We start from the raw sequence: 18,364 nt of genomic DNA, 5'->3' as shown, positions 1-18,364 counted from the left end.
CCGCACATTTCGTAGCGTCGACAGTGCCCGATCCGAGAGCGGCCCGCGACGAAGCGCGCCGCAGGACCCATGCACCACCGGATGGAGAGCGAGACAACTCATGCGAAGACTGAGAGCGGTACTCCTGGCGGCCGTCGTCGGCGCGGTCGCGATCATCGCCCCCGTGGCCATCGCCCCCAGCGCGAGCGCGCACGGCTGGATCACGTCCCCGCCCAGCCGGCAGGACCACTGCGCGAAGGGCACGACGTCCTTCGACTGCGGCGGCATCAAGTACGAGCCGCAGTCCGTCGAGGCGCCCAAGGGCTCGATGAAGTGTTCCGGCGGCAGCGGGTTCAGCATCCTCGACGACACGAGCAAGCCGTGGCCGCGCACGCAGACCGGCACGTCGGTGACCTTCCAGTGGAACCTCACCGCGGCGCACAACACGAGCACGTGGGAGTACTTCGTCGACGGCGTGCTCTTCAAGACGTTCAACCAGGGCGGCGCACAGCCCCCGAGCAACATCTCCCACACGCTGACCGGTCTGCCCGAGGGCAACCACACGATCCTCGCGCGCTGGAACGTGTCGAACACGGTGAACGCGTTCTACAACTGCGTCGACCTCAAGATCGGCGCCGGCGGCACGGACCCGGGCGACCCGGACCCCGAGCCCACTGACCCCGAGCCCGGCGAGTGCACCGCGCCCGCCTGGGCCGCCGGGTCGGTGTACGTCGGCGGCGCGAACGTCTCGCACGAGGGCCGCAACTACCAGGCCAAGTGGTGGACGACGGGCGAGAACCCCGCCCAGAGCGGCCAGTGGGGCGTCTGGAAGGACCTCGGCGCCTGCTGACCTGACACCTCTTCACCGAGCGCTGCACACTCGCGGCCGGGAGACGCACCTGCGCGTGCGTCTCCCGGCCGCACGCGTCTGCCGCTCGGTCCTGGGCCGCTCGCCGAAGCGGCGTCAGCCGCGGCCGCGGAGGCGGTCGAGGTCGCGGCGCTCGCGCTTCGTCGGGCGGCCCGCGCCACGCTCGCGGACCGCGACGCGGACGGTCAGCTCCCGGGGCGGAGGGGGCGGGCTCTGGTCGACCACGGCCTGTGCGGCCAGAGGCGCGGAGACGCGCTTCACCAGCACCTTCTCCACGACGAGGATCCGCTCGGCCGGGCCGCCGCGCACGACGACGCGGTCGCCGACCTTGACGCTCGTCGCCGGCTTCGCGCGCTCTCCGTTCACCCGCACGTGCCCGGCCTTGACCGCCGCGGTCGCCTGCGAGCGGCTCTTGAACACCCGGACCGCCCAGAGCCAGCTGTCGACGCGCGCGCTCGTCGCCTCCGTCGTCGCCATCCCCCGAGCCTAGCGACCACGCGCGCGGCTCCCGGCGTGCGAACCGCCCCGCCCCGTGCCACCGTGAAGTCAGGCATACGGGGCAGTTACGCCGTATGACCGTTTCGTCCCCCAGAGAACGGAGACAGGGATGAGCTTCATCGGGTGGATCCTCATCGGCCTCATCATGGGCGCGATCGCACGCGCCATCCTGCCGGGCAAGGCAGCAGGGGGCTGGATCGTCACGCTGATCGTGGGTGTGCTGGGTGCCCTCCTCGGCGGGTGGATCGGCGGCGCGCTGTTCGGCGCGGACGCCAACGACGAGTTCTTCTCGCTCACCACGTGGTTCTGGGCCTTCGTCGGCTCGCTGCTCGTGCTGCTCATCTGGGGCGCGATCGCAGGACGTTCGGCGCGCAAGTAGGCGGCGCGCGACCGCCGCGACCGACGGCGTCCCCGGCCCGGGCTCCCTGGCGGAGCCCGGGCCGTCGTCGTCCCGGCCGTCGTCGCCCGGTCCCGCGGGCCGCCGCCAAAAGCGTGGACACCCCGGACGCGCCGCGGTCACGCTGGACCGCATGAGCAGCGTCGCCCGCACCGCCCCCGAGGTGCCCCTCCCGCCGGGGTACACGCTCGTCGAGGCCCCGCACCCCGCGTCGCTCGACGACGCCGACGCGTGGGCCTACCACGCCGTCGCGGACGTCGGCCGGGAGCACGAGCTGGAGGTCCACGGGTACGACGACCTCGCGCTGCGACCGCGCGACGTGCTCTCCGGGATGGACCACCAGGAGTACGCGGCCAAGCGCCGCTTCGTCGTCGTGCGCTCCGCCGCCGCGCGCGCCCTGATCGCCGACGGCGTCCCGCCCGCGGTGCACGACGTCGTCGCGTACCTGTTCGTGCTCCAGCCCACGACGAGCAACGCGCACCTGAGCGACGCGTTCGCCGTGGTCCGCCCGCAGGAGCGGGGTCGCGGCATCGGGACGCCGCTGCTCGCGCTCGCCGAGCGCCTCGCCGCGGACGCCGGGCGCACGGTGCTCCTCTCGAACACCTCGCACGGGACGGAGCCGCCGCCCGGCCCGGACGCGCTGGCCGCCACCACCGGCGCGGGCCGCGTCCCCGCCGACGCCCCCGGTCCTCGCTTCCTGCGCGCCCACGGGTACGTCCTGGAGCAGGTCGAGCGCCACTCGGTGCTCGACCTCCCGGCCAACCCCGCGGGCCTCGACGCGCACCGCGCCGCCGCGCGGGAGCACGCCGGCCCGGACTACCGCGTGCACACGTGGACCGACGAGGTCCCCGAGGAGTGGCTCGACCAGGTGGCCGTGCTGTTCACCCGCATGAGCACCGACGCGCCGACGGGAGGCGTCGAGTTCGGCGAGGACCCGTGGGACGCGCGGCGCGTGCGCACGTGGGTGGGCGAGCAGGCCGAGAAGCGCAACGGGTTCCTCGTGAGCGCCGCGGAGCACGTGCCGACCGGCACGCTCGCCGCGTTCACCGTCTTCCTGTACCCGCACGACCGGGACGACTTCGCGTTCCAGGAGGACACCCTCGTGCTCCGCGAGCACCGGGGGCGCCGCCTCGGGATGCTCGTCAAGGTGGCCAACCTCGACGCGCTCGCGCGCGAGCGCCCCGCGACCCGGCGCGTCCACACGTGGAACGCGCAGGAGAACGACCACATGCTCGCGATCAACGTCGCCCTCGGGTTCCGACCGGCGGGCGTGTGGGCCGCGTGGCAGCGCAGGACGACGTCGGAGGACGGCGACTGATCGCGCCCCGGGAAGGACGGGCGCGACCCGCGTGACCCCGGAGGCCGCCGCGTCGTCGGCCGCTCAGCGGATGCCGTCGAGGAAGCGGATCACCCGCTCGGTGACGAGCGCGGCGGCCCCCGGCTCGTACGACGGCAGGCTCGGGTCGGTGAACAGGTGCCGGTCGCCGGGGTAGACGAACAGCTCGGCGTCGGGCGTGGAGTCCACGAGCTCGCGCGCGGCGTCGAGGTCCCCCTCGCCCGCGAACGACGGGTCGCCGTCCATGCCGTGCACCTGCACGGGCACGGCCTCGGGCCACGCCTCGCCGAACTCCGAGACCGGCACGCACGCCTCCAGGAGCACCGCGCCCTTCGCGCCCGCGCGCGTCTGCGCGAGCATCTGCGCCGGGAGCACGCCGAGCGAGATCCCGGCGTACACGACCGCGGGGTCGTATCCGTCCGCCACCGCCCGACCGCGCTCCAGGACCGTGCCGAACCCGAGCTCCTGCACGTGCGCCATGCCCTCGTCGAGGGTCGCGAACGTGCGTCCCTCGAACAGGTCCGGCGTGTGCACGACGTTCCCCGCGCCGCGCAGCGTCTCCGCGATCGTCCGTACGCCCTCGGTCAGTCCCTGCACGTGGTGGAACAGCACGACCTCGGCCATGGTCTCCTCCTCCGGTGTCCGTCGGTGGCCCGGCGGCACCGTCGCCGCGCGGTGCGCGCCGCCACGGCGCACGCCCACCATCGTCGCGCGGACCACCCACGTCCGCCCGGGCCCGGGGTCCAGGGACCGACGGCGGCCGTTCGTGAGGCCACCGGACCATGGACCGCGGGACGGTCGGGGTGGGCGAGGGCCGACGTCGGTCAGTAGTTTGGTGGTCATGACCTCGCAGCCCGTGCCGCCGCCGATCGACCCCACCACCACGCCGTCCTGGACCGCGCTCACCGTGCACCGTGACACCGTGGAGCCGGACCTGCGCACCTGGTTCGCGGTGGACCCGGACCGCGCGCGCCGTCTCACGCACCAGGCCGCCGACCTCACGGTCGACCTGTCGAAGAACCTCGTCACCGACGAGACGCTCGAGCTGCTCGTGCGCCTCGCTGAGGAGGTCCACCTCGACGACCGCCTCGAGGCGATGTTCACGGGCGAGCACATCAACGTCACGGAGGACCGCGCCGTCCTGCACACGGCCCTGCGCCGGCCGACCCCGCTGGGCGACGACGAGCACCTCGTCGTCGACGGGCAGGACGTCGACGCGGACGTGCACGGCGAGCTCGCCAAGGTCTACGCGTTCGCGGACAAGGTGCGCTCGGGCGAGTGGACGGGCGTCACGGGCGAGCGCGTGCGCACGGTCGTGAACATCGGGATCGGCGGCTCCGACCTCGGGCCGGTCATGGCGTACGAGGCGCTGCTGCCGTACAAGCACGAGGACATCGAGGTCCGGTTCGTCTCGAACATCGACCCGACGGACGTCGCGGAGAAGACCGCGGGCCTCGACCCGCGCACGACGCTGTTCATCGTCGCCTCCAAGACCTTCGGCACGCTCGAGACCCTGACCAACGCGCGCCTCGCGCGGGACTGGCTGTGGACGGAGCTCGCGGCGGTCGGCGCGATCGAGGACACGGACGAGTCCCGGCAGGCCGCCGTCGCGCAGCACTTCGTCGCGGTCTCGACCGCGCTCGACAAGGTCGCGGCGTTCGGGATCGACCCGGCGAACGCGTTCGGGTTCTGGGACTGGGTCGGCGGGCGCTACTCGGTCGACTCCGCGATCGGCACGTCGCTCGCGATCGCGATCGGGCCGGACCGGTTCGCCGAGCTGCTCGCGGGCTTCCACGCGATCGACGAGCACGTGCGCCGCACGCCGTTCGAGCGCAACGTCCCCGTCCTCATGGGGCTGCTCAACGTCTGGTACGTCAACTTCCTCGACGCGCACACGCACGCCGTGCTCCCGTACGCGCAGTACCTGCACCGCTTCCCGGCCTACCTCCAGCAGCTCACCATGGAGTCGAACGGCAAGCGCGTGCGGTGGGACGGCTCCCCGGTCACGACGGAGACGGGCGAGATCTTCTGGGGCGAGCCGGGCACCAACGGCCAGCACGCGTTCTACCAGCTCATCCACCAGGGCACCCGCCTCATCCCGGCCGACTTCATCGCCGTCGCGAACCCGGCGCACCCGCTCACGGACGAGGTCGGTGACGGCGGCGCGGTCCAGCCCGGCGCGGACGTGCACGGCCTGTTCCTCGCGAACTTCTTCGCCCAGACCAAGGCGCTCGCGTTCGGCAAGACCGCCGACGAGGTCCGCGCCGAGGGGACGGCGGAGGCGCTCGTGTCCGCGCGGACCTTCCCGGGCAACCGCCCGACGACGTCGATCCTCGCGCCGGCCCTCACGCCGTCGGTCCTCGGCCAGCTCATCGCGCTCTACGAGCACATCACGTTCGTGCAGGGCGTCGTGTGGGGCATCGACAGCTTCGACCAGTGGGGCGTCGAGCTCGGCAAGAAGCTCGCGCTTGAGATCGCGCCGGCCGTCGCGGGCGACGAGGACGCCCTCGCCGCCCAGGACCCGTCGACGGCGGCCCTCATCGACCGCTACCTCGACCTGCGCAACTGACCCACCCTCCCGCGCCGAGCACGACCTTGGTGTCGTCATCCGTCGGATGACGACACCGAGGTCGTGCTCGCGGGCGCGCAGGGTCGTGGTCGGGCGGGCTCAGGCCTCCTGGCAGGTCCCCGGCGCCGCGGCCGACGTCGCGTCCGGGCAGAGCAGGTGCACCCACTCCTGGTCGAACCGGACGTCGCCGCACGGGTCGAGCGGCTCCCGGTCGACGAACGCCGCCGGGGCGACCGCGTCGCCGTCACCCCGGGCTCCCGACGGCGTGGGTACGTCGTCGGCCGGCGGCTGCGAGCCCGTCGTCGCGCACGCACCCACGACGAGGAGCCCCGCCAGCACCTGGACCAGGATCGCGACGCGCGTCGTCCGGCTCATACCCGGGACGTGTGGTGACACCCCGCGACCTTGCACCTCGTCCCCGTTCCCGGTGGTCGACGGCGGTCGTCACGACGGAGGCGACGCGCGTCGAGCCCGGGGCCGGGGATCAGCCGGCGTCCCCGGACGGCACCTTGTCCGCGACGTCGTCGTACGTGACCTCGGCCGGAGGCTCGGCGGGCGCGTAGACGAGTCGCACGACGCCCGTCGGGAAGGTCTCGGAGCGCAGGAGCGTGAGCGGGTAGTAGGGCTCGCCCTCGTCGAAGAGCCGCTCGCCCGAGCGGGCCGCGACGGGGTGGACGAGGAGCCGCAGCTCGTCGAGCAGCCCGGCGGCGAGGAGCTGGCGCACCACCGAGATCGACCCCGCGACGAGCACCTTGCCCAGTCCGGGCTCCTCCTTGAGCGCACGGACGGCGTCGACGAGGTCGCCGTCGATCCGCTCGACGTGCCGCCACCCGAGGTCCTGGTCGCCGCGCGTCGCGACGATCTTGCGCATGTCCCCGAGCCGCGCGGCGAACGACGCGTCCTCGCCCCCGGCGGTCTCCCGCTCGGGCCACGCACCGGCGAAGCTGTCGTAGGTGACCCGCCCGAGGAGCAGCGCGTCGACGTCCTGGTAGTCCTCGTCGACGGCGGCGGCCATGTTGTCGTCGAAGTACGGGAAGTGCCACACCGGGTCGATCTCGGCGACGCCGTCGAGCGAGAGGAACAGGGTGGAGACGAGCGTCGCGGTCATGGGGTGGCCTTCCGGTCGAGGACGAGACGACGGGGCAGACCCTCGCGCCCGCGCGAACTCATCGTCCCGCCGAGCACGACCTCACGCGCGGTCGAGCACGATGTTCCTGTCGTCATCCGACGGATATCGACAGCAACATCGTGCTCGGCTGCCCCCGGGGGGCTGGGGCCGGTGGCGGAGGGTCAGCGGCGCAGGGCCAGCGTGAGGGTCAGGCCGACCGCGAGGTGCTCGACGGCGAGGAGCGCCACCGCGGCAGGCGTCACCGCGCCGAGCGGGCCGAGCAGCGAGACGAGCAGCACGACGGCGCACGTCACGAGCCACGCGCGCTCGCCCCGCCGCGGGCGACGGGACGCCAGCCGGCCGAGCAGGGCGCGCACGCCCCACGCGGCGTACCCGACGACGAGCGCCGTGACGACCGCGGCGACGACGCCGACGGTCTGGGTGCCGGTCGCGGTACGCACCTCCGGGTCGACGCCGAGCGCCGTCCCGACGAGCAGGACGACGGCGGCGACCGCCGCGGCGACGAGCGGGACGGACCAGCGGGGGACGCGGCGTCGGACCTCCCCGGGGACCTGCCGCCCGACGGTCGCGGTGGACGAGCCGGGATGGCGGGGGACGTCCGAGGTGCGGTACGTGGTGGTCGGCGTCGTGGACATGGCACTCCTCCTTCGTCACGCGACGGTGCCGCGTGCTCTCACGGCCGAGGCCGCCGCCGGCGGGGTGCCGACGTCGTCCACCCTCGCGGCGGCGGGGCTCCCGCCGCACCGACCGGACGTCGGTGCGCGACCCGACCGGCGTCCACCCCTGCCCCTCCTGCCGGACCCCGACCCCCGACCTTGGTCGGTGGTCGACCGTGACGGCGCCCCCTAGCGTCCGGAGCATGACCACTCGCACCGACTGCCCTCCGTACCCCGGGCGCCCCGTCCTCGCGACGGCCGCCGCACGCCGCGACGGGAACCGCCCGCTCGTCCCGTGGTGGACGTTCGCCCTCGCGTGGCTCGCCGTCGCGGCGCTCACGGTGCTCGCGACGGCCGGGATCGTCGGCCAGGACGACCCGGGCGCGCAGCCCGCGATCGACGTCGCCGTCGCGGCGCTGGCCCTCGCCGTCCTCCCGCTCCTGTGGTCGCGGTCCCCGCGCAACGCGCCGGTGCTCGGCGCCCTGATGCTCGCGTCGCTCGCGGCGTACTCCGGTGCGGCGACCCCCGCCTCGACGGTCGCGACCCTGCAGGTCGCGCGCTGGTACCCGGCGCGCACGGCGGTCCCGGTCGCGGTCGCGGGCTTCCTCGGCCACGCCGTGCAGGCGCTGTGGCGCCCGGAGGCGCTGCCGCTCGGCTGGTGGCTCCTGTGCGACCTCGCGGTGCACGCCGCCCTGCTCGGCTGGGGGCTGTACTGGCAGGCGCGGGCCCAGCTCATGTGGTCCCTGCGCGACCGCGCGCGGCGCGCCGAGGCCGAGCAGGAGCACCGCGTCGCGGAGGCGCGGGTCGCGGAGCGCACGCGGATCGCCCGCGAGATGCACGACACCCTCGCCCACCGCCTCTCGCTCCTCGCCGCGACGGCGGGGGCGCTCGAGTACCGCCCCGACGCCGACCCGGCGCAGCTCGCCCGCGCCGCGGGCCTGGTCCGGGCCGGGGTGAGCTCCGCGCTCGGCGACCTGCGCGACGTCGTACGGGTGCTCCGCGCCGACCCCGACGAGGTCGACGGAGGCGCCCCCGCGCCGCAGCCCACGCTCGACGACGTCGACCGCCTCGTCGCCGAGGCGCGCGCGGCGGGCGGCGACGTCGCCTACGAACGGTCGGGCTCGGCGGACGTGCCGCGGACCGTCGAGGTCGCGGCCTACCGCGTCGCGCAGGAGGGGCTGACGAACGCCCGCCGGCACGCGCCGGGCAGCCCGGTCGTGCTGCGGGTCACGGCCCGGGCGGGCGAGGTACGCGTCACGGTGTCCGACGGCGGTCCGCGCCTCGTCGCGGTCGGTGGCGTCGGTGGAGCGCGGGACGCGGCGGGAGAGGGCACCGGCACCGGGCTCGTCGGGCTGCGCGAGCGGGTCGACCTGCTCGGCGGGACGCTCGACGCCGGAGCGCGGGACGACGGGTTCGTCCTCGATGTCCGGCTACCGTGGGACGCGTGAGCGATCAGGGTGGACGCGGAGGCGGGGCGCGCGCGGACGGACGGGCACCGGGCGACGCGCCACGCACCCGGCTGGTGATCGTCGACGACGACGCGCTCGTCCGGGCCGGGCTGCGGCTCATGCTCGACGGCGCGCACGGGATCGAGGTCGTCGGCGAGGCCGCCGACGGGGCCGAGGTCACGTCGGTGCTCGACGCCCACCCGACCGACGTCGTGCTCATGGACCTGCGGATGCCGCGGGTCGACGGGATCGAGGCCACGCGGCGGGTGCGGTCGAGGGCCGGCGCGCCCGCCGTCGTCGTGCTCACGACGTTCGACAGCGACGAGGAGGTGGTCGGCGCCCTGCACGCCGGGGCGTCCGGCTACCTGCTCAAGGACATGCCGCCGGAGCGAATCGTGGCGGCGGTGCGCGCGGCGGCCGCGGGCGAGCCGGTCCTGTCGCCGGAGATCGCGCGGCGGCTCATGACGTCGGTCGCCGACGCGGGCGGCGAGCGGGACCGTGCCCGCGCGGCGCTCGACGCGCTCACCGGACGCGAGCGCGACGTCGCGGTCGAGCTGGGCCGCGGCGCGGCGAACGCCGAGATCGCGGCGACCCTGTTCCTCAGCGTCCCGACGGTGAAGGCGCACGTGTCGAACGTGCTGCTCAAGCTCGGCCTGGAGAACCGGACGCAGGTCGCGCTGCTCGTCCACGCCGCCGACCTGACCTGACGACAGACCTCCCTGCCTCCGTGTCCGACCACGTCCTGGCCCGCCGTCGAGCACGACATGGAGGTCGTTCTGGCTCCGACAACGACCCTCATGTCGTGTTCGGCCAGAGGGGTGAGGTCAGTCGCCGGGCCACTCCCCCGTCCAGCGCTCGAACGCGCGCGCGCCACCGCGGTCGATGAGTGCCTTGACCGCCGCGAAGATGGCGCCCTGGATCAGCGCCGCGACGAGGATCTCGCGCAGCCGGTACTCGGACTCGAGCGGCTTGGGCGCGTCCGTCCGGTGGCCCGGGGTCACGCGCTTGTAGACCTGCTTGAACACCTGCCCCGCGACGAGCCCGCCCACGATCGAGCTGGCGAGCCCCACGGGGCGGTAGAGGATCTTCGCGGCCTTGCCGCCGGTCTTCTCCGGGGGATGCGTCCCCGCCGTCACGTCGTCGCTCATCCCTCGACGCTAGGTCGGCTGCGGCTCTCTCGCCCGTCGCACGACCGCGAGCGCCGTCCGCGTGGGGGTCAGTCCGGGACGACGGCGCAGCCCGCCGGGTCGGGCGCGACGTGCACGCGGGCACCGGGTTCGTGCCCTGCGTCGGCACCGGCACCCGCGAGCGCCACGAGGCGGGCCGGTGCGCCGTGGTCGGCGCCGGGGAGGACGACGTCGACCGTGACCTCGACCGCTCCTCGCCGGAACACGCTGCCGACGACCGTCGCGGCCCACGTGTCGTCGGACGGCGCCGGGACCTCCGCGGGCACGAGCCGCAGCCCGCGCGGCCCGATCGCGAGCACGCTCCCGTCGCCGCGGGGGACGAACGCCTGGTAGCCGAGGAACTCCGCGACGCGGCGCGAGGCGGGGGCTCGCCACAGGTCCTCGGGCGGCGCGACCTGGAGGAGCCGGCCCGCGTCCATGACGGCGACGCGGTCGGCGACGGTGAACGCCTCGTCGTGGTCGTGGGTGACGAAGACGGCGGTCGTGCCGGTGGCGCGCAGCGCCTCGCGCAGGTCGAGCGCGAGGCGCTCACGCAGCCCGCGGTCGAGCGCGGAGAGCGGCTCGTCGAGCAGGAGGAGCCGCGGACGCGGCGCGAGGGACCGCGCGAGCGCGACCCGCTGGCGCTCGCCCCCGCTGAGGGTCGCGACGGCGCGCCGCTCGTACCCGGCCAGCCCGACGACGTCGAGCAGCTCGGTCACGCGCGCGTCGCGCGCGGCGCGCGGCAGCCCTGTGATCCCGTAGGCGACGTTGCCCGCGACGTCGCGGTGCGGGAAGAGCTGGCCCTCCTGGAACATGAGCCCGAACCCGCGCCGGTGCACGGGGACTCCCGTGAGGTCGCGGCCGTCCCACGCCACGGAGCCCGCGGCGACCGGCTCGAGCCCCGCGGCGGCGCGCAGCAGGCTCGACTTGCCGCACCCGCTCGGCCCGAGCAGGGCGAGCACCTCGCCGGGCGCGACGTCGAGCGTGACGCCCGCGACCGCCGTCGTGCCGGGGTCCGTGCCCGCTCCCCCGGCGCCGCGCCCGCCGTACCGCACGACGACGTCGCGCACCGCGAGCCCGGCGGCCTCCCCGGTGCCGGGGCCGCCGCGCGACGGCTCCGGCGTGCCCGCGCGCGCGGGGGCGGGGTCGGTCTGCACCATCAGAACTCTCCTCCGGGTCGGTCGCCGCGCAACCGCTCGGCGAGCAGCATGACGGTCGCGGTGAGCAGCGCGAGCACGACGCTCGCCGCGAGCGCCATGCCGTAGTTCTCGGCCCCCGGACGCCCGATGAGCCGGAAGATCACGACCGGCAGGGTCGCGCTGTCCGGGCGGGCGAGGAACGACGTCGCGCCGAACTCCCCGAGCGAGACGGCGAACGCGAACCCGACCGCGAGGCCGAGGGAGCGGGCGGCGATCGGGCCGTCGACCGTGCGGAACACGCGGCCGGGCGCGGCGCCGAGGGTCGCGGCGGCCTCGCGCAGGCGCGGGTCGATGGCGCGCAGCGTCGGCAGGACCGTGCGCACGACGAGCGGGATCGCGACCACCGCCTGCGCGATCGGCACGAGCAGCCCCGACGTGCGCAGGTCGACGTCGAGGCCGAGCGGCCGGTCGAGCGTGAGGAGGAACCCGAAGCCGACCGTCACGGCGGAGACCCCGAGCGGGAGCATGAACACCGAGTCGAGCACCGAGATCGCGCGCCGCCCGCCGCGCGAGCGCGGGCGCCGGGACACGACGAGCGCCACGAGACCCCCGATCACGACGGCGAGCACGGTCGCGAGCGCGGCGGTGCGCAGCGAGTTGCCCGCCGCCTCCCACACGGTGACGGACAGCGCGTTGCGCCCGCCCGTGGTGCCGAGGTTCGCGTAGTTGTCGAGGCCCCAGCCGCCGCCCGGGACGCGGAACGAGCGCACGACGAGCGTGCCGAGCGGCAGGCCGACGAGCACGACGACCACGGCCGCGGTGAGCGCCGCGGGGGCGAGGTCGCCGGTCGGGCGGCCGTCGCGCCACAGCCGCAGCGGGTGCGCGGACGACGCGGAGGACGAGAGGTTCAGGGCCCGCTCGCGCCGCGCGCGCGTGCGGTTCGCGACGGTGAGCGCGGCCGCGACGACGACGAGCTGCACGACCGACAGCACCGCCGCGGTGCGCAGGTCGAGGAACTGGGTGGTCTGGATCCAGATCTCCGTCTCGATCGTCCCGTAGCGGATGCCGCCGAGCACGAGCACGACGCCGAACGCCGTCGCGCAGAAGAGGAAGACGATCGACGCGGCGCTCGCGATCGCGGGAGTCAGCGCCGGGAGGGTCACGGTGCGGAACGCGCGCCACGGCGTCGCGCCGAGCGCCCGGGCGGCCTGCTCGGCGCGCGGGTCGAGGTGCTCCCACAGCCCGCCGACCGTGCGCACGACGACCGAGTAGTTGAAGAACACGAGCGCGACGACGATCGCCGCGAACGTCTCGTCGAGCCGCAGGAACCCGAGCGGGCCGCCCTGCACGAGCAGCGACCGGAACGCGACGCCGACGACGACGGTCGGGAGCACGAACGGCACCGTGACGAGCGCGCGCACGACCCGCCGCCCGGGGAACCGGCACCGGTACAGCACGTACGCGCCGGGCACGCCGAGCAGCACCGAGAACGTCGTGCCGAGCACCGCCTGCCAGAGCGTGAGGCCGAGGATCCGCCACGTCCGCGGCTGCGAGAACACCTCCGCGAACCCCGAGAGGTCGAGGCCGCCGTCGTCCCCGACGAACCCGCGCGCCACGAGCGTGACGACCGGCCACGCGAAGAACACCCCGAGGAACGCGAGCGGCACCGCCGCCGCCAGACCCCACAGCACCGCGCGTCCGACGCCGCCCCGCCAGACCGCCCGACCCCTCACCACGGCTCTACCTCGCGCGACCACGGCTCTACCTCGGCAGACCGGGGCTCTACCTCGCGAGGTAGAGGCGTGGTCACGCAGCGCGCACCGGGCGTCAGTCGACGACCGTGGCCGTCCATGCCTTGATCCACTCGTCGCGGTGCGCCGAGACGTCGGCGGGCGCGACCTCGAAGGGCTCGTCGGCGAGCGGGGCGAACTCGGCCCAGCCGTCGGGGAGCGCGACGGAGTCGTCGGCGGGGTACATGTACATCTGCTCCGGGACGTCGGCCTGGAACGCCTCGCTCACGAGGAAGTCGACGAGCTGCTGCGCGCCCTCGGGGTTCTTCGCGTTCGCGAGCACGCCCGTGTACTCGACCTGGCGGAAGCACGTGTCGAGCAGCGCGCCGGTCGTGGACGCGGAGCCGTCCTCGGTGAGCGTGAACGCGGGCGACGTCGAGTACGACAGCACGAGCGGGCGCGGCCCGGCGCCCTCGGAGCCGGAGAAGTCGACGTAATACGCGTCGGACCACCCGTCGACGACCTTGACGCCGTTGTCCCGGAGGTCGGCCCAGTAGTCCTCGTAGCCGTCCTCGCCGAACGCGCCGATCGTCGCGAGGAGGAACGCGAGACCGGGCGACGACGTCGCCGGGTTGGTCACGACGAGGAGGTCCTCGTACTCCGGCTTCGCGAGGTCCTCGAGCGAGACGGGCTCCGGGATCCCGGCGTCGGCGAACCACGCGTGGTCGACGTTGACGCACACGTCGCCGAGGTCGACCGCCGTGAGCTCGTCGCCGTCGCCGACGGCGTACGAGGCCGCCGAGTCGGACAGGCCCTCCGGCGTGTAGGGCGCGAGGACGCCCTCGTCGATCGCCCGCGAGGCGAACGTGTTGTCGATCCCGAACACGACGTCGCCCAGCGGCGAGTCCTTGGTGAGGATCAGCTGGTTGACGAGCGCGCCGCCGTCGCCGGGGGCGACCTGCTCGACGGTGAGCCCGCTCTCCTCCTCGAACGCGGCGAGCACCTCGTCGCTCACGGCGAAGGAGTCGTGGGTGACCAGGGTGACCGTGCCCCCGGTGCCCGACGACGTGTCGTCGCCCCCGGAGCCTGAGGTCGCGTCCTCGCCGCCACTGCACGCGGCGAGGGCGAGGAGGGCGAGGGTCGTGCCCGCGCCCGTGACGAGGGCGCTCCGGCGGGTACGGGCGGTCGTGCGCTGCATGTGTCCTCCCAGGACGTTCAGGAGGGGTCCACCGGCTCGCGCGACCGTGCCCCGCGAGCGCGGGCGACCGCACGAGCAGGTGATCGAGATTCCCGACTTCCTCCACCGGTGCTAACCGGATCAGGTTCGAGGGTCTGCGGTGGTCCGCACTCTCAGCTCCTCCAGGAGCTCCCCTGTCGTTCCCGTCGAGCCTACACCGGGCCGCGCCTGGGGAATCCCCCTGAGAGAACCCTGAGCGCGGCCCCGCGGCGACCAGGGAGGGGTTCCGGGCCGGTCCCCGATGCCCCGGGGCGCACCGCCGCGGGAGGGTCGAGACGACCGGACCGGGACACCCGGCCGACGACGCAGGAGGGGAAGGACCGATGAGCAGCAGACCTGGGACGACGGGTGCGACGACGACCGTCGCGACGTCCACCGAGAACGCCGAGAACGCCGAGAGCGCTGCGGGAGACGCCGGGACGACGCCGGAGCGGCCCGTGATCGCCACCGCGCGGGGGCTCGTGAAGACCTACGGGCGCGGCGAGGCGACGGTCCGCGCCCTGGACGGCGTCGACGTCGACCTCGAACGGGGACGCCTGACCGCGATCATGGGCCCGTCCGGGTCGGGCAAGTCGACCCTCATGCACTGCCTCGCCGGGCTGGACTCCCCCACGGCGGGGACCGTCGTCGTGGACGGCGAGACGGTCTCGGCGATGAGCGAGCGGCGCCTGACGCGGCTGCGGCGCACACGCATCGGGTTCGTCTTCCAGTCGTTCAACCTCGTGCCGACGCTCACGGCGGAGGAGAACATCGTGCTCCCGCTCGCCGTCGCGCGCCGGCCCGTGGACCGGGAGTGGTTCGACCGCGTGGTCGACGCCGTCGGCCTGCGCCCGCGGCTCGGGCACCGCCCGGCGGAGCTCTCGGGCGGGCAGCAGCAGCGCGTCGCGTGCGCGCGGGCGCTCGTGTCCCGGCCGGCGGTCGTGTTCGCGGACGAGCCGACCGGCAACCTCGACTCGCGCGCCGCCGCGGAGGTGCTCGGCTTCCTGCGCGCCTCGGTGGACGACCTCGGCCAGTCCGTCGCCATGGTCACGCACGACCCGACGGCGGCGTCGTACGCGCACCGCGTGCTGTTCCTCGCGGACGGGCGCCTCGTGACCGAGCTGCGCGACCCGACGCCGCAGGCCGTCCTCGACACGCTCGGTTCCCTCACGCCGGGGGCGTCGGCGGGCGCACACGCCGCACCGGTCACCCACGAACCGGCGGCCGTCCGATGATGGGCCGGATCGCGCTGCGCGGCGTGCGGGCGCACGGCGCGCAGCTCGTGCTGTCCGTGCTCGCGGTGACGATCGGCGTCGCGTTCGTCACGGGCACGTTCGCGCTGCGCGCGATGCTCGCGTCGACGTTCGACGGCATCGTCGCGTCGTCGATCCAGGCCGACGCGTACGTGCGCGGCGCCGCCACCGCCGGGTCCGCGCTCGAGTCGTCGTCCGCGCAGCTCGGTGGCGCACGGAGCCTCGTCCCGGCCGACCTGGCCGGCACGCTCGACGAGCGCGACGACGTCGACCTCGCGCTCGCGGAGGTGAGCGGCCCCGCCGTCCTGGTGGGCGCCGACGGCACCGCGGTGCTGAGCACCCAGGCGCCGAGCATGGCGGTCGGGTACGACCCGCGCGACCGCGGGCCGCGCGTGGTCGACGGCCGGGCGCCGGAGAACGGCGGCGAGGTCGCGCTCGAGTCCGCGACGCTCGAGGCGTCGGGGCTCGCCGTGGGCGACACGACCGACGTCGTGCTCGGGGACGCGGTGCGCCCGGTGCGCGTGGTCGGCGAGCTCTCGCTGTCCGCGCCCATGGCGGGCGCGACGATCGTCCTGCTCGACGCGGCGACCGCGGCCGCGACGTACGCGCCGGACGGCATGGTGCCGTCGATCGCCCTGCACGCCGCCGACGGCGTCTCGCCCGAGGCGCTGCGCGACGCCGTCGCGACGTCGCTGCCCGACGGCGCCGAGGCCGTGACGGGCGCGGAGCTGCGCGACGAGACGAGCAGCGCCGTCGCCGACCAGCTCGGCTTCGTCTCGACGTTCCTGCTCGTGTTCGCCGGGCTCGCGCTGTTCGTCGGCACGTTCATCATCACCAACACGTTCGCGATGCACGTGCGCCGCCGCACGCGCGAGCTCGCGCTCCTGCGCGCCGTCGGGGTGTCGCCCGGGCAGGTGTTCGCCTCGGTGCTGGGGCAGGCCGCGGTCGTCGGGGTCGTCGGCGCGGTGCTGGGCGTCGCGGCCGGGTTCGGGCTCGCCGAGCTCGCGCGGGCCGGGCTCGGCGCGGTGGGCATGGAGCTCGCCGGCTCGCTGCCCGTGACGACGGCCGGGATCGTGGTCCCGCTCGTCGTCGGTGTCGTGGTCTCGGTCGTGGCGGCAGCCCTGCCCGCGCGCCACGCGGCGCTCGTCCGGCCCGTCGAGGCGATGCGGGCCGACGTCGTGCGGCCAGCCGGCCCGGGCGTCGCCCGGGTGGTTGCGGGGACGCTGACCCTGCTCGCCGGCACCGGTCTCGTGGTGGGCGCAGCGGTGGTCGGGAGCGGCGGCGCGCCGCTCCTCGGGCTCGGCGCCGTCGGGGTGATCGCGGGCGTGCTGCTGCTCTCCCCGCTCGCGGTCGGTCCCGTGCTCGGAGTCCTCGCCGCGCCGTTCGTCGCGCTGGTCCGGCCGCTCGGCGGGCTCGCGCGCGGCAACGTGACGCGCCAGCCGCGGCGCACGGCCGCGACCGCAGGGGCGCTCGTCGTGGGGATGGCGCTCGTGTCGACGACGTCCGTCCTCGCGCTCTCGGCACGCGAGTCCGTGACCGGCATCGTCGACGAGGAGACGGCCGCCGACCTCGTCGTCCGGTCCGCGACCCCGTACCTGCCCGAGGGCGTCGCGACCGACGTGCGCGCCGTGCCCGGCGTCGCGTCCGTCGACCTCACGACGTACGGGCAGGTCGTCGTCGACGGCGAGCCGCAGCTCGTCGTCGGGTTCCCCGCCGAGGGCTTCGGCCGCTCGGTCCGCACGACGGCCGTCGAGGGCGACCTCGACGCGTACGCGCGCGGCGAGGCGGCCGTCATGGCGGACGCGCTCGACGAGCACGGCTGGGCGCTCGGCGACGTCGTGACGATCGCCGACCCCACCCGGCCCGACCTCCCGGCGCACGACGTCCGCATCGGCGCCGTGATCGACTCCCACGCGTTCTCGGTCGACATGCTCCTGCCGCCGGACGTCGCCTCGGCCGTCGGCGCGACGACCCCCGAGATGCTGTTCCTCGACGTCGAGCCGGGCGCCGACCTCGCGGCCGTGCGGGGCGCGGTGACCGAGGCCGTCGCGCCCTACGTCGTCGCGAGCGTGCTCGACGCCGACGAGTTCGCCGGGGAGGTCGCGTCCCAGGTCGAGTCGATCCTCGCGATCGTCTACGCGCTGCTCGGCCTGTCCGTGCTCGTCGCGGTGCTCGGGATCGTCAACACGCTCGCCCTGTCCGTCGTCGAGCGGACGCGCGAGATCGGGCTCCTGCGCGCCGTCGGGCTGGGGCGCGCCCAGCTCGCCACGACGATCGTCGTCGAGTCCGTGCTGGTCGCGGTCTTCGGGACGGCGGTCGGGCTGGTCGTGGGGACCGGCCTGGCCGCCGCGCTCCCGTCCGTCCTCGCGGACGAGGGCTTCACGACCCTCGCCGTGCCGTGGGCCCAGCTCGGGGCGATGCTCGCGCTCGCCGCCGTCGTCGGGGTCGTCGCGGCGGTCTGGCCCGCGACGCGCGCGGCCCGGCTGCCCGTGCTCGACGCGGTGAGCCAGGAGTGACGCGAGGGCGGTGACGAGAGGCGAGAAGTGGCCCTCCACGGTGGCGTCCAGAGGGCCACTTCTCGCGTCTCGCGACGTCGGGCCGTGGCCACGTGCGCGCGCCGCGCGACGCGGGCGCCGACCGTTCGCACTACGGTGGGAGCACGCCCGCGCCGACCGGCGCCCCGACTCACGGAGGACCCTCGTGGCCGACACGACCGAGACCGAGCAGACCCTGGCCGTGAAGGTCGGCACCGTCGCCCTCACGTTCGCCGCGGGCTGGGTGGCGCAGAAGCTCGTCACGTTCGTCTGGGCGAAGGTCACGGGTCACGACGCCCCCAAGGACCTCGACGACGAGGAGGTCGGCATCGTCTCCGCCGTCACCTTCGCGGCCGTCGCCGCCGGCGTCGGCGTCCTCGCGCGCCGGTTCGCCGGCAAGGAGGCCAAGCGCGTCGTCGCCCGCCTCGCGTCGCGCGCGTCGTAGC

General features: G+C 75.1%; 18 protein-coding genes and 1 riboswitch. Of the genes, 9 read left to right on the top strand and 9 right to left on the bottom strand.

Annotated elements, in window-relative coordinates; all coding sequences use genetic code 11:
• Positions 1 to 100 precede the first annotated feature (100 nt).
• The gene (locus ABWU78_RS13430; protein WP_253054168.1) at positions 101 to 829 is read left to right on the top strand and encodes a lytic polysaccharide monooxygenase; all 729 of its coding nucleotides are present in this window, start codon (positions 101 to 103) and stop codon (positions 827 to 829) included.
• Positions 830 to 943: 114 nt separating this feature from the next.
• Here ABWU78_RS13430 and ABWU78_RS13425 read toward each other — a convergent pair whose 3' ends face one another.
• Entirely contained in the window at positions 944 to 1,324 is a 381-nt protein-coding gene (locus ABWU78_RS13425; RefSeq protein WP_253054170.1) for an RNA-binding S4 domain-containing protein, read from the bottom strand.
• Positions 1,325 to 1,454: 130 nt separating this feature from the next.
• On the opposite strand from ABWU78_RS13425, the gene ABWU78_RS13420 reads away from it, so the two are divergent.
• Both ABWU78_RS13420 and ABWU78_RS13415 read left to right on the top strand, forming a co-directional pair.
• Positions 1,455 to 1,724 (top strand): GlsB/YeaQ/YmgE family stress response membrane protein, encoded by a 270-nt coding sequence (locus tag ABWU78_RS13420; RefSeq protein ID WP_253054172.1) that lies wholly within the window; start codon positions 1,455 to 1,457, stop codon positions 1,722 to 1,724.
• Between the two features lie 151 nt (positions 1,725 to 1,875).
• Positions 1,876 to 3,060: a GNAT family N-acetyltransferase gene (locus ABWU78_RS13415; RefSeq protein ID WP_253054174.1), complete on the top strand. Its 1,185-nt coding sequence runs from the start codon at positions 1,876 to 1,878 to the stop codon at positions 3,058 to 3,060.
• A gap of 63 nt (positions 3,061 to 3,123) precedes the next feature.
• On the opposite strand, the gene ABWU78_RS13410 is transcribed toward ABWU78_RS13415, so the two are convergent.
• Positions 3,124 to 3,783: a dienelactone hydrolase family protein gene (locus tag ABWU78_RS13410; protein ID WP_290445594.1), complete on the bottom strand. Its 660-nt coding sequence runs from the start codon at positions 3,781 to 3,783 to the stop codon at positions 3,124 to 3,126.
• A 136-nt stretch (positions 3,784 to 3,919) separates the two neighbouring features.
• On the opposite strand from ABWU78_RS13410, the gene pgi reads away from it, so the two are divergent.
• Positions 3,920 to 5,647 (top strand): glucose-6-phosphate isomerase, encoded by a 1,728-nt coding sequence (pgi, locus tag ABWU78_RS13405; protein ID WP_253054178.1) that lies wholly within the window; start codon positions 3,920 to 3,922, stop codon positions 5,645 to 5,647.
• Between the two features lie 99 nt (positions 5,648 to 5,746).
• On the opposite strand, the gene ABWU78_RS13400 is transcribed toward pgi, so the two are convergent.
• The 3 genes from ABWU78_RS13400 to ABWU78_RS13390 form a co-directional block, all read right to left on the bottom strand.
• Positions 5,747 to 6,022, bottom strand: a complete 276-nt coding sequence (locus tag ABWU78_RS13400) for a hypothetical protein (RefSeq protein ID WP_353708278.1) — start codon at positions 6,020 to 6,022, stop codon at positions 5,747 to 5,749.
• Positions 6,023 to 6,131: 109 nt separating this feature from the next.
• Positions 6,132 to 6,755, bottom strand: a complete 624-nt coding sequence (locus tag ABWU78_RS13395) for a dihydrofolate reductase family protein (RefSeq protein WP_439158687.1) — start codon at positions 6,753 to 6,755, stop codon at positions 6,132 to 6,134.
• A gap of 182 nt (positions 6,756 to 6,937) precedes the next feature.
• Entirely contained in the window at positions 6,938 to 7,411 is a 474-nt protein-coding gene (locus tag ABWU78_RS13390) for a DUF6069 family protein (RefSeq protein ID WP_253054184.1), read from the bottom strand.
• Positions 7,412 to 7,635: 224 nt separating this feature from the next.
• Between ABWU78_RS13390 and ABWU78_RS13385 the strand changes: the two genes are divergently transcribed.
• Together ABWU78_RS13385 and ABWU78_RS13380 are read left to right on the top strand one after the other, a co-directional pair.
• Positions 7,636 to 8,880: a sensor histidine kinase gene (locus ABWU78_RS13385; RefSeq protein ID WP_253054186.1), complete on the top strand. Its 1,245-nt coding sequence runs from the start codon at positions 7,636 to 7,638 to the stop codon at positions 8,878 to 8,880.
• The gene (locus ABWU78_RS13380; RefSeq protein ID WP_374615145.1) at positions 8,877 to 9,587 is read left to right on the top strand and encodes a response regulator; all 711 of its coding nucleotides are present in this window, start codon (positions 8,877 to 8,879) and stop codon (positions 9,585 to 9,587) included. Before ABWU78_RS13385 ends, ABWU78_RS13380 begins: the two co-directional genes overlap by 4 nt.
• 117 nt (positions 9,588 to 9,704) lie before the next feature.
• Here the strand turns inward: ABWU78_RS13380 and ABWU78_RS13375 are convergent, their stop codons facing one another.
• The 4 genes from ABWU78_RS13375 to ABWU78_RS13360 all read right to left on the bottom strand — a co-directional run bounded on the left by ABWU78_RS13375 (position 9,705) and on the right by ABWU78_RS13360 (position 14,113).
• Positions 9,705 to 10,028: a DUF4235 domain-containing protein gene (locus ABWU78_RS13375; RefSeq protein WP_155100015.1), complete on the bottom strand. Its 324-nt coding sequence runs from the start codon at positions 10,026 to 10,028 to the stop codon at positions 9,705 to 9,707.
• 68 nt (positions 10,029 to 10,096) lie between these two features.
• Entirely contained in the window at positions 10,097 to 11,206 is a 1,110-nt protein-coding gene (locus tag ABWU78_RS13370) for an ABC transporter ATP-binding protein (protein WP_439158686.1), read from the bottom strand.
• Entirely contained in the window at positions 11,206 to 12,921 is a 1,716-nt protein-coding gene (locus ABWU78_RS13365) for an ABC transporter permease (protein ID WP_439158685.1), read from the bottom strand. The genes ABWU78_RS13370 and ABWU78_RS13365 overlap by 1 nt, the downstream gene beginning before the upstream one ends.
• A 91-nt stretch (positions 12,922 to 13,012) precedes the next feature.
• Positions 13,013 to 14,113 carry a thiamine ABC transporter substrate-binding protein gene (locus tag ABWU78_RS13360; RefSeq protein ID WP_253054192.1) on the bottom strand — a complete coding sequence of 367 codons (1,101 nt, stop codon included), beginning with the start codon at positions 14,111 to 14,113 and terminating at the stop codon, positions 13,013 to 13,015.
• Positions 14,114 to 14,193: 80 nt separating this feature from the next.
• A riboswitch (TPP riboswitch) is annotated at positions 14,194 to 14,298 on the bottom strand.
• A gap of 177 nt (positions 14,299 to 14,475) precedes the next feature.
• On the opposite strand from ABWU78_RS13360, the gene ABWU78_RS13355 reads away from it, so the two are divergent.
• From ABWU78_RS13355 to ABWU78_RS13345, 3 genes are all read left to right on the top strand, one after another.
• Positions 14,476 to 15,366, top strand: coding sequence for an ABC transporter ATP-binding protein (locus tag ABWU78_RS13355; protein ID WP_253054194.1), 891 nt, complete (start codon positions 14,476 to 14,478; stop codon positions 15,364 to 15,366).
• Positions 15,366 to 17,900 (top strand): ABC transporter permease, encoded by a 2,535-nt coding sequence (locus tag ABWU78_RS13350; protein WP_439158684.1) that lies wholly within the window; start codon positions 15,366 to 15,368, stop codon positions 17,898 to 17,900. The genes ABWU78_RS13355 and ABWU78_RS13350 overlap by 1 nt, the downstream gene beginning before the upstream one ends.
• Positions 17,901 to 18,084: 184 nt before the next feature.
• Positions 18,085 to 18,363 carry a DUF4235 domain-containing protein gene (locus ABWU78_RS13345; protein ID WP_253054198.1) on the top strand — a complete coding sequence of 93 codons (279 nt, stop codon included), beginning with the start codon at positions 18,085 to 18,087 and terminating at the stop codon, positions 18,361 to 18,363.
• The last annotated feature ends 1 nt before the right edge of the window (position 18,364 follow it).

The organism is Cellulosimicrobium sp. CpK407 (assembly GCF_051844275.1).
Lineage (GTDB): Bacteria > Actinomycetota > Actinomycetes > Actinomycetales > Cellulomonadaceae > Cellulosimicrobium > Cellulosimicrobium cellulans_G.
This window is presented reverse-complemented; position numbering and strand designations above follow the sequence as displayed.